10 protein-coding genes, 1 tRNA gene and 1 pseudogene are annotated in these 14,469 nt (G+C 73.1%); 10 read left to right on the top strand and 2 right to left on the bottom strand.

Annotation, left to right across the window (positions count from 1 at the left end; translation table 11 throughout):
- Positions 1–99: 99 nt before the first annotated feature.
- Positions 100–507 (bottom strand): RNA-binding S4 domain-containing protein, encoded by a 408-nt coding sequence (locus ABZ234_RS01830; protein WP_267946997.1) that lies wholly within the window; start codon positions 505–507, stop codon positions 100–102.
- 107 nt (positions 508–614) lie between these two features.
- On the opposite strand from ABZ234_RS01830, the gene ABZ234_RS01825 reads away from it, so the two are divergent.
- Both ABZ234_RS01825 and ABZ234_RS01820 read left to right on the top strand, forming a co-directional pair.
- Positions 615–689: transfer RNA gene (locus tag ABZ234_RS01825), tRNA-Asp, on the top strand.
- Between the two features lie 336 nt (positions 690–1,025).
- Complete coding sequence (locus tag ABZ234_RS01820; RefSeq protein WP_355010616.1) at positions 1,026–1,838, top strand: rRNA methyltransferase; 813 nt, start codon at positions 1,026–1,028, stop codon at positions 1,836–1,838.
- A 160-nt stretch (positions 1,839–1,998) separates the two neighbouring features.
- On the opposite strand, the gene ABZ234_RS01815 is transcribed toward ABZ234_RS01820, so the two are convergent.
- Positions 1,999–3,195 carry an MFS transporter gene (locus ABZ234_RS01815; RefSeq protein WP_344183633.1) on the bottom strand — a complete coding sequence of 399 codons (1,197 nt, stop codon included), beginning with the start codon at positions 3,193–3,195 and terminating at the stop codon, positions 1,999–2,001.
- 195 nt (positions 3,196–3,390) lie between these two features.
- Between ABZ234_RS01815 and ABZ234_RS01810 the strand changes: the two genes are divergently transcribed.
- The 8 genes and pseudogenes from ABZ234_RS01810 to ABZ234_RS01775 form a co-directional block, all read left to right on the top strand.
- On the top strand, positions 3,391–7,071 hold the full coding sequence (locus tag ABZ234_RS01810) for a nitrate reductase subunit alpha (protein ID WP_355010615.1): 3,681 nt from the start codon (positions 3,391–3,393) through the stop codon (positions 7,069–7,071).
- A complete protein-coding gene (gene narH / locus ABZ234_RS01805) occupies positions 7,071–8,879 on the top strand; it encodes a nitrate reductase subunit beta (RefSeq protein WP_355010614.1) in 1,809 nt (602 codons plus the stop codon). Before ABZ234_RS01810 ends, narH begins: the two co-directional genes overlap by 1 nt.
- Positions 8,876–9,754 carry a nitrate reductase molybdenum cofactor assembly chaperone gene (gene narJ / locus ABZ234_RS01800; protein ID WP_355010613.1) on the top strand — a complete coding sequence of 293 codons (879 nt, stop codon included), beginning with the start codon at positions 8,876–8,878 and terminating at the stop codon, positions 9,752–9,754. Before narH ends, narJ begins: the two co-directional genes overlap by 4 nt.
- On the top strand, positions 9,751–10,503 hold the full coding sequence (gene narI, locus ABZ234_RS01795) for a respiratory nitrate reductase subunit gamma (protein ID WP_355010612.1): 753 nt from the start codon (positions 9,751–9,753) through the stop codon (positions 10,501–10,503). Before narJ ends, narI begins: the two co-directional genes overlap by 4 nt.
- Positions 10,504–10,583: 80 nt before the next feature.
- Positions 10,584–11,522, top strand: a complete 939-nt coding sequence (locus tag ABZ234_RS01790; protein ID WP_355010611.1) for a DUF5996 family protein — start codon at positions 10,584–10,586, stop codon at positions 11,520–11,522.
- Between the two features lie 200 nt (positions 11,523–11,722).
- Positions 11,723–12,010: a GNAT family N-acetyltransferase gene (locus ABZ234_RS01785; RefSeq protein WP_355010610.1), complete on the top strand. Its 288-nt coding sequence runs from the start codon at positions 11,723–11,725 to the stop codon at positions 12,008–12,010.
- A 126-nt stretch (positions 12,011–12,136) separates the two neighbouring features.
- Positions 12,137–13,636 carry an alanine/glycine:cation symporter family protein gene (locus ABZ234_RS01780; RefSeq protein WP_355010609.1) on the top strand — a complete coding sequence of 500 codons (1,500 nt, stop codon included), beginning with the start codon at positions 12,137–12,139 and terminating at the stop codon, positions 13,634–13,636.
- A 184-nt stretch (positions 13,637–13,820) separates the two neighbouring features.
- Positions 13,821–14,354 (top strand): annotated as a pseudogene (locus ABZ234_RS01775) (GNAT family N-acetyltransferase); the annotation flags it as partial.
- Positions 14,355–14,469: the final 115 nt, after the last annotated feature.

Below are 14,469 nucleotides of genomic sequence, written 5' to 3'. Positions count from 1 at the left end.
CCCGCCGGTCGCCCCCGCCGCCGCGGTCCCGCCGGGGGCGCAGGCGTCGGCCTCGCGGCCCGACGCGAGGAGTGCCGGCGGCATGGGGGAGGCCGTCCGTCAGACGGGCGGGGGGAAGTCCGTGCGGAGCCGGTCCAGGACGCGCCGGTCGCGCTTGGTCGGGCGTCCGGCCCCCCGGTCCCGGCGGATGACCGGAAGGTTCGCCTCGGGCGGGGCCTCGGGGGTGTTGTCGGCGTAGCAGCGGACGGCGACCGGGGCGCTGACGCGCTTCTCGATGACGTGGCCGACCTCCACGATCCGCGTGGTCCCGTGCAGGCGGACCCGCACCTCGTCGCCGGGCTTGACCGGGGAGGCCGGCTTGGCCGGGCGGTCGTTGACGCGCACGTGCCCGCCCCGGCAGGCCTGCGCCGCGTCGGCGCGGGTCTTGACCAGGCGTACGGCCCACAGCCAGCGGTCGACCCGGGTGCTGTCCGGTCCGGGCGGAAGGGGGGCCGGTGACTCGTTCACGCCGGGTCCTCTCGGGGTCGTCGGGGTGGTGGAGCGGATGCCTGCCACTCTAGGCGGGAGCCGGTACGAAGTACTCCGAAACCGCGCTAGAGTTGTACCAGCAACGAGGTCCTGTGGAGCAGTTAGGAGTGCTCGCCACCCTGTCAAGGTGGAGGCCGCGGGTTCAAATCCCGTCAGGACCGCATGAGAAGGCCCGGTGTCCCAGGACGCCGGGCCTTCGGCGTTCCCGGGCCCCGGGCGATCCGGTCCTCCGGGGGCCGCGCCCGGCCTCCGGGGAGCGGCCGGGGCGCGCCGCCCGCCGTGTTCCGCCGTGCTCGGAGAACATGGGAGGCGCACGCCGGGTCGCGCACGGCGCCGTGCCCGGTCCCCGGGGCCGGCCGTGCCGCCGGGGGCGGTGCGGTTCCGTCCGCCGCGTGCGGGTTGAGCGCGGCGGAGGCCGGGGAGACCGGTGCGGGGCCGCCCGCGGGCGACCGCGGCCGGGGCGCCGACGAAGCAGGACACGGAAGGGCAGGGGCACTGTGAGCTACCGGTACGCCGTCGAGCGGACCGACCACTCGGCTCTGGCGAGCGGGCAGGTGCTGCGGTCCGCACCCGGTTTCCCGGGCTTCCCGGTGCGGCTGGCGAGCGAGCTGTTCCAGCGGGCGATGGTGCACACCAAGGAGGAGCGCGTGCGCCTCTGGGACCCCTGCTGCGGCAGCGGCTACCTGGTCACGGTCCTGGGCTTCCTGCACCGCGAACGGCTCACGCGCGTCCGCGCGGGCGACGTGGACCCGGACGCCGTCGCCCTGGCGGCCCGCAACCTCCGCCTGCTCTCCGCCGAGGGGCTGGCCGAGCGCGAGGACGAGCTCCGGCGCTCCGCCCGCGACTTCGGCCGCCCGGAGTTCGTCGAGCGCGCCGAGGCCACCCGCGACCTCGCCGCAGGGCTGGCCGCCACGGGCGGCGACCTGCCCCACGAGGCGGTCGTCGAGGACGTGTTCTCCCTGCGGGAGCCGGTGGGGGCGGACCTGGTGGTGACCGACGTGCCCTACGGCGAGATGACCTCCTGGGCGGGGGCCGTCCCGGAGGACGGGGGCCCCGGGGCCGCAGGGCCGGGGGGCGGTACCGGGCACGCGCCGGCCGACCGCCGCGAAGGCGGCGGATCGGCCGGGGGAGGGGCGCCGCTGCGGGCGATGCTGGCCTCCCTGGGGCGGGTGCTGCCCGAGCACGCCGTCGTGGTGGTGACCGCGAGGACGAGGCGGGTCGCCCTGCCGGAGGGCGTCAGGGCCCTGGAGCGCGTGAAGGTGGGCAACCGCGCCGCCGCCCTCGTCCGCGCCCGGGACATCGCCCCCTGACGGCCGTGGCGGGCCCCGACCGCCCGCCGCCCCTCCGGGCCCATGTCCGTGCGCCCGAGGCGAGCCCTCCGGGAGGCGTCGCGTCAGGGACGGGGGACCGGACCGGTCCCGGGTCCGGGGCCGTCCGCGCGGGCCGCGCGCCGGGCTCTCCGGCCCGGGGTCAGGCGGACACGCCGCGGAAGGCCCGCGAGGTGTACAGGGCCACCGCCAGCGAGACCGCGGCCAGCAGCACGAAGCCCAGCGTGTAGGCGCCCGTCGCCTGGTAGACGACCCCCATCAGCAGCGGCGGGAAGTAGCCGCCCAGACCCCCGGCCGCACCCACGAGCCCGGTCACGGTACCGACCCTGGACGGGTCGACCAGCTTCGCGACCAGTGCGAACACGGCGCCCGTGCCCAGGCCCAGCGACAGCGCGATCAGCACGAATGCCGCACCCGCCGGGAACTCCGCGGGCGGGTGCAGGGCCAGCACGACCGCGAACACGCACGTGCCCAGGAACGACGCCAGGCACACCCGCACCGGGCCGAGCCGGTCCGACAGGATGCCGCCGACCGGCCGGGCGATCACGGCGGCGACCGCGAAACCGGCGGTGCGCACCCCGGCGTCGGTCTGCGCGTAGTCGTACGCCATCGTCAGCAGGGTCGGCAGATAGGTGGAGAAGGCCACGAACCCGCCGAAGGCGACCGCGTACAGCAGGGACGCCTGCCACGTCGCCTTGAGCCCGAGCGCGTCGCGCATCCCCGGCAGGGCCGGCTCCGTGCGGGGCCTCCACGCGGGGGAGTTCCGGCTGAACACCCACATCACCGCGCCCATGGCCGCCAGGGCCGCGCACATCAGCAGGTGGGTGGTGAGCACCCCCGTCTTTTCGACGAGCAGGGGGGTGAGGAACGACGACAGGGCGGTGCCGCCCATGCCCGCCCCGAACACGCCCGTGGCGAAACCGCGCCGCCCGGCCCTGTACCAGGCGTTCACGAACGGGATCCCGACGGCGAACGACGTGCCCGCGATCCCGAGGAAGAAGCCCCAGACCAGCAGCATCGCGTAGGACCCCGACGACACGCCCACGAGGAAGGTCGGCACGATGCTCACGAAGCAGATGACCGTGAACATCAGCCGCCCGCCGTAGCGGTCGGTCAGCGAGCCGACCGGGATACGGCCCAGGGAGCCCACGAGCACCGGGAACGCCACGAGGAGCGAGGTCTGCGAGGGCGACAGGTCCAGCTCCTGCGTGTAGGTCCGCGACAGCGGTCCGACGAGGTTCCAGGCCCAGAAGGTCAGCGCGAACGCCGCCGTGGCCAGGGCGAGGTTGGCGCCCGCCGTTCCCGAGCGGGTGTCCCGCTCCCCGACTTCCGCTCCCATGGCGGTCCCCCACGTCCTGTCGATCCGGCCGGCGGTGTCCCTTTCGGAGGTGATTGTCACCCCTTCCGGTGTGGGATACGTGACTTCCGCGCCGAAGGAGGCATATTCATTAACGGAATGTCATGGGCACAGGACACCGGAACCGCGTGGAAATGCAATTCTCGGCAATGCGCTGTTAAACGAGGTGGCTCCCGTATGGCGGAAAACGGCAAAGGCGGAGGCGCGGGGGAGGCCCTTCTCCGGTTGGGCGGTCACCTGAGCCGGGCGGAGCCGCTGGACGGCGTCCGGGCGCAGGTCAGGCACGGTGGTCGAGAGGGCGACGTCTTCTACAGGGACCGCTGGAGCCACGACAGGGTCGTGCGTTCCACCCACGGCGTGAACTGCACCGGTTCGTGTTCCTGGGACGTGTACGTGAAGGACGGGATCATCACCTGGGAGACGCAGGCCACGGATTATCCCTCCGTCGGCCCGGACCGTCCCGAATACGAGCCGCGGGGCTGTCCCCGCGGCGCGGCCTTCTCCTGGTACACCTATTCTCCGACCCGCGTCCGCTACCCGTACGCGCGCGGCGTCCTCGTGGAGATGTACCGGGAGGCGCGCGGACGCCTGGGCGACCCCGTGGCGGCCTGGGAGGAGATCACCGCCGACCCGGTCAGGCGCCGCCGCTACCAGCGGGCGCGCGGCAAGGGCGGCCTGGTGCGCGTCACGTGGGACGAGGCGCTGGAGATCGCCGCCGCCTCCCACGTGTCCACCATCAAGAGGTACGGTCCGGACCGCGTGGCCGGGTTCTCCCCGATCCCCGCGATGTCGATGGTCTCGCACGGGGTGGGCGCCCGCTTCGTGAACCTCCTCGGCGGCTCCATGCTGTCGTTCTACGACTGGTACGCCGATCTGCCGGTGGCCTCGCCCCAGGTGTTCGGCGACCAGACCGACGTCCCCGAGTCCGGCGACTGGTGGGACGCCGCCTACCTGGTGCTGTGGGGCTCCAACGTCCCGGTCACCCGCACCCCCGACGCGCACTGGATGGCCGAGGCCCGCTACCGGGGCCAGAAGGTCGTCGTGGTCTCCCCCGACTACAGCGACGCCACCAAGTTCGCGGACGAGTGGCTGGCCCCCCACCCGGGCACCGACGGGGCGCTGGCCATGGCCATGGGCCACGTCATCCTCAAGGAGCGGTTCGTCGACCGGACCACGCCCCGGTTCGAGGACTACGTCCGCCGGTACACCGACCTGCCGTTCGTGGTCTCGCTGGACAGCCGCGACGGCCGCCTGGTGCCCGGCAAGTTCCTCACCGCCGCCGACCTCGGTCCCGGCGGAGGGGAGAACGCCCACTGGAAGCCGGTGATCTGGGCGGAGGGGGAGGACGCGCCGGCCGCTCCCCACGGCACCGTCGGCGACCGGTGGGGCGAGGAGGGCCTGGGCAGGTGGAACCTCGACCTGGAGGGCCGCACGCCCGCCCTCAGCTTCTACGAGGTGGGCGGCGAGGCGGCCGAGATCGCCCTGACCCGCTTCGACACCCCCACCGGCGCCGCCGGGGTCGCCACCCGGGGCGTCCCGGTCCGCAGGGTGGGCGACCGCCTCGTCACCACGGTCTTCGACCTGCTCCTCGCCCAGTACGGGGTGTACCGCGACGGCCTGCCCGGCGTCTGGCCGACCGGCTACGACGACCCGGGCGAGTGCTGCACCCCCGCCTGGCAGGAGGCGGTCACGGGGGTGCCGGCCGACCGGGCGGCCCGCATCGCCCGCGAGTTCGCGGACACCGCCGAGGCCTCCGGCGGCCGGGCCATGATCATCCTCGGCGCGGGCACGAACCAGTGGTTCCACGGGGAGAACGCCTACCGCGCCTTCCTGTCCCTGCTCCTGCTCACCGGCTGCCAGGGGGTCAACGGCGGCGGCTGGGCGCACTACGTGGGCCAGGAGAAGTGCCGCACCGCCACCGGCTGGGCGGCCTACGCCTCCGGGGCGGACTGGTCGAGGCCGCCGCGCTTCATGGCCGGGACGGCGTACTGGTACACCCACACCGACCAGTGGCGCTACGACACCTACCGCGCCGACGCCCTGGCCTCGCCGCTGGGGCCGGGGCGCGTGCGCGGCATGCACACCGCCGACCTGGTGGCCTCCTCGGCACGGATGGGCTGGATGCCTTCCTACCCCACGTTCAACCGCAACCCGGTCGACCTGGGCCGCGAGGCCGACGAGCTCGGGCAGGACCCCGGCGAGTACGTCGCCGGCCAGCTGGCCGACGGCACCCTGCGCTTCGCCGCGGAGGACCCGGACGACCCGGCCAACTGGCCCAGGACGCTCACCGTCTGGCGGTCCAACCTGTTCGGCTCCTCCGCCAAGGGCAACGAGTACTTCCTCAAGCACCTGCTCGGCACGCACTCCAACCTCCGGGCGCGGCCCGCCGGGCCGGACGACCGGCCGCGCGACGTCAGCTGGCGCGAGGAGGCCCCGGAGGGCAAGCTCGACCTGCTGCTGTCGATGGACTTCCGCATGACCAGCACGACGCTGCTGTCCGACATCGTCCTGCCCGCCGCCACCTGGTACGAGAAGCACGACCTGTCCACCACGGACATGCACCCGTTCGTGCACGCGTTCAACCCGGCGATCGACCCGCCGTGGGAGACCCGCACGGACTTCGACGCCTTCCACGCCCTGGCGCGGGCCTTCAGCGCCCTGGCCGCCGACCACCTGGGCGAGGTCACCGACCTGGTGGCGGTGCCCCACCAGCACGACACCCCCGGCGAGCTGGCCCAGCCACACGGGGTCCCGGCGGACTGGAAGGCGGACGGCGAGCGGCCGGTCCCCGGCCGGACCATGCCCGCCGTCGTGGCCGTGCGCCGCGACTACTCGGCGGTCGCGCAGAAGATGGCGGCCCTGGGACCCCTGACCGAGTCCGAGGGGCTCCCGGTCAAGGGCGTCTCCTTCACCCCCGACGAGGAGGTGGAGTGGCTGCGCGAACGCAACGGCGCCGTCCGCGGGGGCGTCGCCGACGGGCGGCCCTCCCTCGACACCGACGTCAAGGCCTGCGAGGCGATCCTCGCCCTGTCGGGCACCAGCAACGGCCGCCTGGCGGCCCAGGGCTTCGAGCGCCTGGCGGCCCGCACCGGCACCGACATGGGCGAGCTGGCCGCCCACTCGGCCGAGCGCCGCGTGGTCTTCGACGACGCCCGCCGGGGCCCCACCCCGGTGGGCACCAGCCCCGAGTGGTCGGGCAAGGAAGCGGCCGACCGCCGCTACTCGCCGTTCACGATCAACGTCGAGCACGACAAGCCCTGGCACACCCTGACCGGGCGACAGCACTTCTACCTGGACCACGACTGGATGCACGAGTTCGGCGAGGCGCTCCCGGTGTACCGCCCGCCGCTCGACATCAGCCGCCTGTTCGGCGAGCCCCGCATCGGCCCGAACGGGCGGCGCGAGGTCACCGTCCGCTACCTGACCCCGCACTCGAAGTGGTCCATCCACTCCGAGTACCAGGACAACCTGCTCATGCAGACCCTGTCGCGGGGCGGCCCGACCATCTGGATGAGCGTGGAGGACGCGGCGGTCATCGAGGCCGCCGACAACGACTGGGTGGAGGCGGTCAACCGCAACGGCGTGGTCGCCGCCCGCCTGGTGGTGTCGCACCGGATGCCCGTCGGCACCGTGTACATGCACCACGCCCAGGAGCGCACCATCGACGTCCCCAAGACGGAGACGACGGGGAGGCGCGGCGGCATCCACAACTCGCTCACCCGCCTGCTGGTCAAGCCGACGCACCTCATCGGCGGCTACGCCCAGCTGTCCTACGCGTTCAACTACCTCGGCCCCACCGGAAACCAGCGCGACGAGATCACCGTCGTGCGCAAGCGGACCACGGAGGTGCGGTACTGATGGCACGCCGCAAGGACACGAACCGCGGGCAGGGGGCGGCGGCCGACGGCGCCCGGGGGGAACGGGCCGTCGGCCGGGTCATGGCCCAGGTCGCCATGGTCATGAACCTCGACAAGTGCATCGGCTGCCACACCTGCTCGGTCACGTGCAAGCAGGCGTGGACCAACCGCAGCGGGGTCGAGTACGCCTGGTTCAACAACGTCGAGACCCGCCCCGGCCAGGGCTACCCGCGCACCTACCAGGACCAGGACAGGTGGAGGGGCGGCTGGGTCCGCAAGGCCGGGGGCCGCCTGGTGCCGCGCGCCGGGGGGCGCATCAAGCGGCTGGCGACGATCTTCGCGAACCCCGTGATGCCGTCGATCCAGGACTACTACGAGCCGTGGACGTACGACTACGACACCCTCCTCAACGCGCCCCTGGGGGACGACTTCCCGGTGGCCTCGCCCCGCTCCGCGCTCACCGGCGAGCCGATGCAGGTCACCTGGAGCGCCAACTGGGACGACGACCTCGGGGGCGGGCCGGAGCTGGCCCGGCACGACCCGATCGTGCGCAAGCTCGGCGACAGGGTGAGGTTCTCCTTCGAGGAGACCTTCATGTTCTACCTGCCGCGCATCTGCGAGCACTGCCTCAACCCGACGTGCGTGGCGTCCTGCCCGAGCGGGGCCCTGTACAAGCGGGTCGAGGACGGCATCGTGCTCGTCGACCAGGACCGCTGCCGGGGCTGGCGCATGTGCGTCACCGGGTGCCCGTACAAGAAGATCTACTTCAACCACAAGACCGGCAAGGCCGAGAAGTGCACGTTCTGCTATCCGCGCGTGGAGGTGGGCATGCCCACCATCTGCTCGGAGACGTGCGTGGGCAGGCTCCGCTACCTCGGCGTCGTCCTCTACGACGCGGAGCGGGTGGGCGACGCGGCGGCCGTCGAGGACGAGAAGGAGCTGTACCGCGCCCAGCTGGACGTGTTCCTCGACCCCGCGGACCCGGCCGTGCGCGCCGCCGCGCGCAGGGACGGCATCCCCGACCGCTGGGTGGAGTCCGCCGCCCGCTCACCGGTGTACGCGCTGGCCAAGCGCTTCCGGGTGGCGCTGCCGCTGCACCCGGAGTACCGGACGATGCCGATGGTCTGGTACGTCCCGCCGCTGTCGCCCGTGGTTGACTCCCTCACCTCCACCGGGCACGACGGGGAGGACGCCGGCAACCTGTTCGGCGCCATCGACACCCTGCGCATCCCGGTCGAGTACCTGGCCGAGCTGTTCACGGCGGGGGACACCGCGCCCGTCGACCTGGTCCTGCGCCGCCTCGCCGCCATGCGCTCCTACATGCGCCGGATCAACCTCGGGCAGGAGCGCGACGAGGACATCGCCGGGGCCGTCGGCATGACCGGCGCCGAGATCGAGGACATGTACCGGCTCCTCGCCCTCGCCAAGTACGACGACCGCTACGTCGTCCCCACCGCCTACGGGGTGGACGAGGCCGACCGGGGGGTCATCGAGGAGGTCGGGTGCGGCCTCGACTTCGAGGGAGGACCCGGGATGGGCGGGATGGGGGGCGTCCCGTTCGGCGAGGCGTCCGGCCGTCCGGACGCCGCGTCCGTGGAGACCTTCCACGCCCTGCGGGACCGCCAGACCGGCGGGGCCGCGCAGGGGGAGGGGCGGGTCCCCGCGGAGGGGCGCGTCAACCTCCTCAACTGGGACGGCAACGGCCGTCCCGACGGACTCTTCCCGCCCCGGCAGGGCGGGGACGGCAACGGCACCGACGGCGGTGGCGGGGGCGGGGCCTCCGCGCCGCGTGAGGGGGGTCAGTCATGAGCACCACCACCGACGGGGCGGACGGGCACACGGGCGGCGCGACCGGGGAGGACCGGGCCGCGGCCGTCGAGGGGGCGGGCGCCCCCGCGGTTCCGGCGCAGCGGGGACCGGGCTGGCTCGGCGCGGGCCGGTCCGCCCGGCGCTCCCACCGGATCGCGGTCACCCACCAGGCCGCGTCCGTCCTCCTGGCCTATCCGGACCAGGCCTTCTTCGAGCGCCTGCCGCTGGTCGCGCGCGCGGTCGCGGAGCTGCCCAGGGGCGCCGTGCGCACCGAGCTCCAGGAGTTCTGCGAACACGCCGCCAGCACGCCCGAGCTGGAACTGTGCCGGCACTACGTCGACGTGTTCGACCTGCGCCGGCACCGGGCCCTGCACATGACCTACTACACCGACGGCGACACCCGGCGGCGCGGGCACGCGCTCGCCGAGATCAAGCGGGTCTACGCCGAGTCGGGGTGGTCGGTGAACGCGGGGGAGCTGCCCGACCACCTGGCGGTCGTCCTGGAGTTCGCGGCCAGGGGGGACGCCGCCAGGGGCGGGGCGCTGCTGCTGCGCTTCCGTCCGGGCCTGGACCTGCTGTGGGAGGCGCTGCGCGCCCACGGGACCCCGTACGCGCGGGTCGTCGACGCCGTCCGCATGACCCTGCCCCCGCAGCGGCGGGACGACCGGGAGGCGGTGCGGCGGCTCGCCGCCGAGGGGCCTCCGGCGGAGGACGTGGGCCTGGAGCCGTACGGTGTCCGGGTCCCGCTGCCGGTGACCGACGTCTCCGGCCGGGGCGCCGGGGGGCCGGCGGGCGGCGTGCCGCCGGCGCCGGGCGTGCCCGCGCCGCGGGCGTCGGGGCCCGGCTGCGGCTGCGGCGACGGGGGACAGGCGTGAACGGCTCCGGGCCGCTCGACCTGGCCCTGTGGGGCATCCTGCCCTACACGGTGCTCGTGACCGCGGTGGGCGGGCTGGTCTGGCGGTACCGGTACGACCGGTTCGGCTGGACCACCCGCTCGTCCGAGCTCTACGAGTCGCGGCTGCTGCGCATCGGCAGCCCGCTGTTCCACGCAGGCCTGCTCTTCGTCGTTCTCGGCCACGTGGTGGGGCTCCTGGTGCCCGAGGGGTGGACCCGGGCGCTCGGGGTGTCCGACGCCCTCTACCACGTCACCGCGCTGGGCCTGGGCCTGGTCGCGGGGGTGTGCACGCTCGGCGGGATCGCCCTGCTGATCTGGCGGCGGCGCACCACGGGCCCGGTCTTCAGCGCCACCACCCGCAACGACAAGCTCATGTACCTCGTGCTGGTCCTGGCGATCCTCACCGGGCTGGGCATGACCGCGTACTTCGCCGGGGTCGAGCTGGCGGGCGGGCACACCCAGGACTACCGGCGGACGGTCTCCCCGTGGTTCCGCTCGATCTGGATCCTGCAGCCGGACGTCGCGGCGATGGCCGCCGCCGAGGCCCCGTACAAGCTGCACGCGCTGACGGGCCTGGCACTGTTCGCGCTGCTGCCGTTCACGCGGCTGGTGCACGCGTTCAGCGCGCCGGTCGGCTACCTGTTCCGCCCCTACGTCGTCTACCGCACGCGGGACCGGCACACGGCCGGCGCCGGCCGGTCCGAGCGGTCCACACGCCGGGGCTGGTGAGCCCCGCACGGCCGGGGACCGGTCCCGGTCCGCAGGTCCGGCCGTGTACGCCACCCACCAAGGAGAGAAGGAGAGAGTCCGTGGAGCTGTTCCCAGCCATCCCGCTCGACTCGTGGTACGACACCAAGCAGACCCTGCACCGCTTCGAGCAGGTCGTCGGCAAGGTCCGACTGCATCACAGCCCGCGCCGCAATCACTGGTGGAACGTCCCCTTCCACGTCACGGGGCGCGGCATCACCACCCGTCCCATGGGTCTCGTGGACGGCAACCCCGTCTTCACCGTCGACTTCGACTTCGTCGGGCACCGGCTGGTCGCGGCGAACCTGGACGGGCGGACCGCGTCCTTCCCGCTCCAGGGGCACAGCGTGGCGTCGTTCTACCTCGGGCTCCAGTCGGCGCTGGACAGCCTCGGCGTGGACGGCAGCATCCCGCACGCGACCCCGTTCGACCTGCCCGACACCGGGCGGCCGTTCACGGAGGACCGCGAGCACGCCGACTACGTGCCCGAGCACGCCACCCGCTACTGGCAGGTGCTGAGCCAGGTCGCCCTGGTCCTGGAGGAGTTCGCCGCCGGCTTCTCGGGCAAGACCAGCCCGGTGCACCACTTCTGGCACACGTTCGACATCGCCGTCACGCGCTTCTCCCCGCACCCCGTCCCCCAGCCACGGGAGGCCGGGCAGCTGGTGCGCGAGGCGTACTCGCGGGAGGTGGTGAGCTTCGGCTTCTGGTTCGGCGACGACAAGATCCCGGAGCCCTGTTTCTACTCCTACACGGCGCCCGAGCCGGACGGGCTCACGGACCGGAGGCTCGACCCCCCCTCCGCGGAGTGGGTGAGCAGCGGCCAGGGGCACCTGGCGCTGCTGCGCTACGCCGACGCGCGCAAGTCGCCGGACCCGCGCGCCACCGTCCTGGAGTTCCTGGAGAGCGCCTACCGGGCGGGCGCCGGGCTCGCCGGCTGGGACCTGGACGCGCTGGCCTGCCCCAGGGGGATCACCGACCCGTACCTCGCCGGCCGCTGACCCCCGCCCCGCGTCCCGCGCCCCCGCTCAGGGGGTGCGAGAGGCCGGGTCCACGTTCTCCCAGAACCCCCGGCGCCCCGCGCCCGGGGGCCGGGGACGGGGCCCGGGGTGTGCGTGGTGGGTAGGTGTGGGAACGTGGCCCCAGGGCCCACCCATCACGCGCACACGGCGTGTGCGGACGCAGGAGGCGGGGAAGTGTCATGGACCTGACGGTCGTCGACGTGCCGGAGCGCTCGCGCTACGAGGTCAGCGCGGACGGGGAGGTGGTGGGCTTCTCCGCCTACCACCTGATCGACGAGGGCGTGTACGCCCTGCCCCACGTGGAGGTCGACCCGGCCTTCGAGGGCAGGGGCGTGGCCAGCGCACTCATGCGAGAGTCCCTGGACGACATCCGCGAGCGCGGCCTGAAGGTCGTGCCGATCTGCCCCTTCGCGCGGGCCTACATCGGGAAGAACCAGGGCTACGCGGACCTCGTCCACAAGGGCTGACGCAGGGCACGGGCAGTAACGGAATCATCACCATCGCGCCGGTGTGCGCCCCCGGTGGTGATTCGGTGCACTTCACGGGTAGGTGGGAGCGGTTGTCCCTTTCGGAGCGAAGGAGCCCCGTCCCCCGTGATATCCGCAGACGCAGCACAACCCCTCGACGCGCGCCTCACCGACGCCGTCGCCGCCTTCAACGACGAGTTCTTCTGGTCCTGGATCCTGATCCCGCTGCTGGTGGCGGTCAGCCTGTACATCACGGTCAGGACCGGGGTCGTCCAGATCCGCATGCTCCCGGAGATGTTCCGGGTCCTGCGGAGCAGGCCCGAGATCGCCCCCGACGGCAAGAGGGCCGTCTCCTCGCTCCAGGCGTTCATGATCTCGGCCGCGGCCCGCATCGGCACGGGCAACATCATCGGGGTGTCCATCGCGATCTCCCTGGGCGGCCCCGGCGCCGTCTTCTGGATGTGGGCCATGGCGGTCGTGGTGTGCGCCGCGAGCTTCGTGGAGTCCACGGTCGCCCAGCTCTACAAGGTCCGCGACCCGGCGGGGTACCGGGGCGGGCCCGCCTACTACATCGAGCGGGGCCTGGGCCAGAAGTGGGCAGGCGTCCTCTTCGCCCTCACGCTCATCGTGACGTTCCCGCTGGTCTTCAACGCGGTGCAGAGCAACACGATCACCAACACCATCGCGAACTCCGCCGAGGACCTGGGCAGCGGCACCGGACTGTGGATGTCCGCGCTCATCGGCGTGCTGCTCGTCGTCCTCACCGCGCTGGTGATCTTCGGCGGGGTCCGCAGGATCGCCAACACCGCCCAGGCGCTCATCCCGTTCTTCGCCGCGCTGTACGTGCTGCTCGGCCTCGTCGTCATGGCGCTCAACTGGGAGGCCGTCCCGGGCATGATCGCCCTCGTCTTCCAGCACGCCTTCGGGGTGCGGGAGTTCGCCGCGGCGGGCCTGGGCGTCGTGATCATCCAGGGCGTGCGCCGGGGCATGTTCTCCAACGAGGCGGGCCTGGGATCGGCCCCCGTCGCGGCGGCCAGCGCCGCGGTCTCCCACCCGGTCAAGCAGGGCCTGGTCCAGACGCTCGGGGTCTACCTGGACACCCTCGTCGTCTGCTCGGTCACGGCGTTCATCATCCTGCTCGGCAACCCGGGCACCGGTGACGGGCAGCTGGAGGGCGACCTGACCCAGTTCGCCCTCCAGGCGGCGCTCGGTCCGTGGGCGCTGCACCTGATGACGCTGATCATCTTCCTGGTCGCGTTCACCTCGGTGCTCGGCAACTACTACTACGGCGAGTCCAACCTGGAGTACCTGACCACGAACGAGAGGGTCCTGTTCGGCTACAAGCTGGTCTTCCTGACGGCGACCTTCCTGGGGGCGCTCGGCTCGATCGACCTCATCTGGACGCTGGCGGACACGACCATGGGCCTGATGGCGCTGGTCAACCTCCTGGCGCTCGTGCCGCTCACGGCGGTCGCCGCACGCCTGCTCAAGGACTACGTCGGACAGCGGCGCGAGGGGATCGACCCGGTCTTCACCCGCGACCGGATGCCGGACCTGCGGGGGGTGGAGTGCTGGGGGCCCGAGGACGCGCTGCGGCCGGACGAGTCCGAGCGCTCGCCGGCGTGAGCCGGCGGCCGGGGGGCGGGACGGGGGCGGGCCCGTCCTCCGGCCACGCACACGGGGGCGTTTCTCCACGAATAACCAGAAAGTGTTCGATGGGGGGCATCTGTGTTCTTTCGGTCACGGCGAATAATCGCTAGTGTGCTGGATCACAGTTGTGGCGGCCAGTGTGTCTCGTCGAGGGAGTCCGATGTCCATCGTCTCAATCGAGCCCGCCACCGCCGAGCGGTGGGATGACCTGGAGAACCTTTTCGGACCGACCGGGGCGTACGGGCACTGTTGGTGCACGTTCTTCCGCCGGCGGGCCAAGGACCACACGGCGAGCACATCCTGTGAGCGCTCCATGCGCGGCGTGGACAACAAGGAGGAACTGCGCCGCCTGACCCTGGACGGCAAAGTGCCCGGCCTCCTCGCCTACGACGAGGAGGGGCCGTGCGGCTGGGTGTCCGTGGCTCCGCGCGACGACTTCATCCGGCTGGCCCGGTCGCGCTCCCTGCGCCCCGCCGACCCCACGGAGCCGGGGGTCTGGGCGCTGGTCTGCTTCTGGCTGCCGCCCCGCCGGCGCCGGCGGGGCCTGGGCAGCCGTCTGCTGGACGGGGCGGTCGAGTACGCCCGCGCCGGCGGCGCGCGCGTCCTGGAGGCCTACCCGGTGGACACGGTGGGCGGCCGGGCCCCCAGTGCCGAGGTCTACACGGGGACCGTGGAGATGTTCCAGCGGGCCGGTCTTCGGCGAGCTGGACCGCTGCACCATGGTCAAGGACCTGTCCATGCTCGAACGGCGCCGCCTGGGCGTCGCCCTGGCCCTGCTCGCCGAGCCCCGGCTCCTGGCCGTGGACGAC

The sequence above is a fragment of the Nocardiopsis sp. NPDC006198 genome (genome assembly GCF_040613895.1).
GTDB lineage: Bacteria > Actinomycetota > Actinomycetes > Streptosporangiales > Streptosporangiaceae > Nocardiopsis > Nocardiopsis tropica.
Note: the sequence above shows the minus strand (reverse complement) of the source record. Positions and strands in the feature narration are given on the sequence as shown.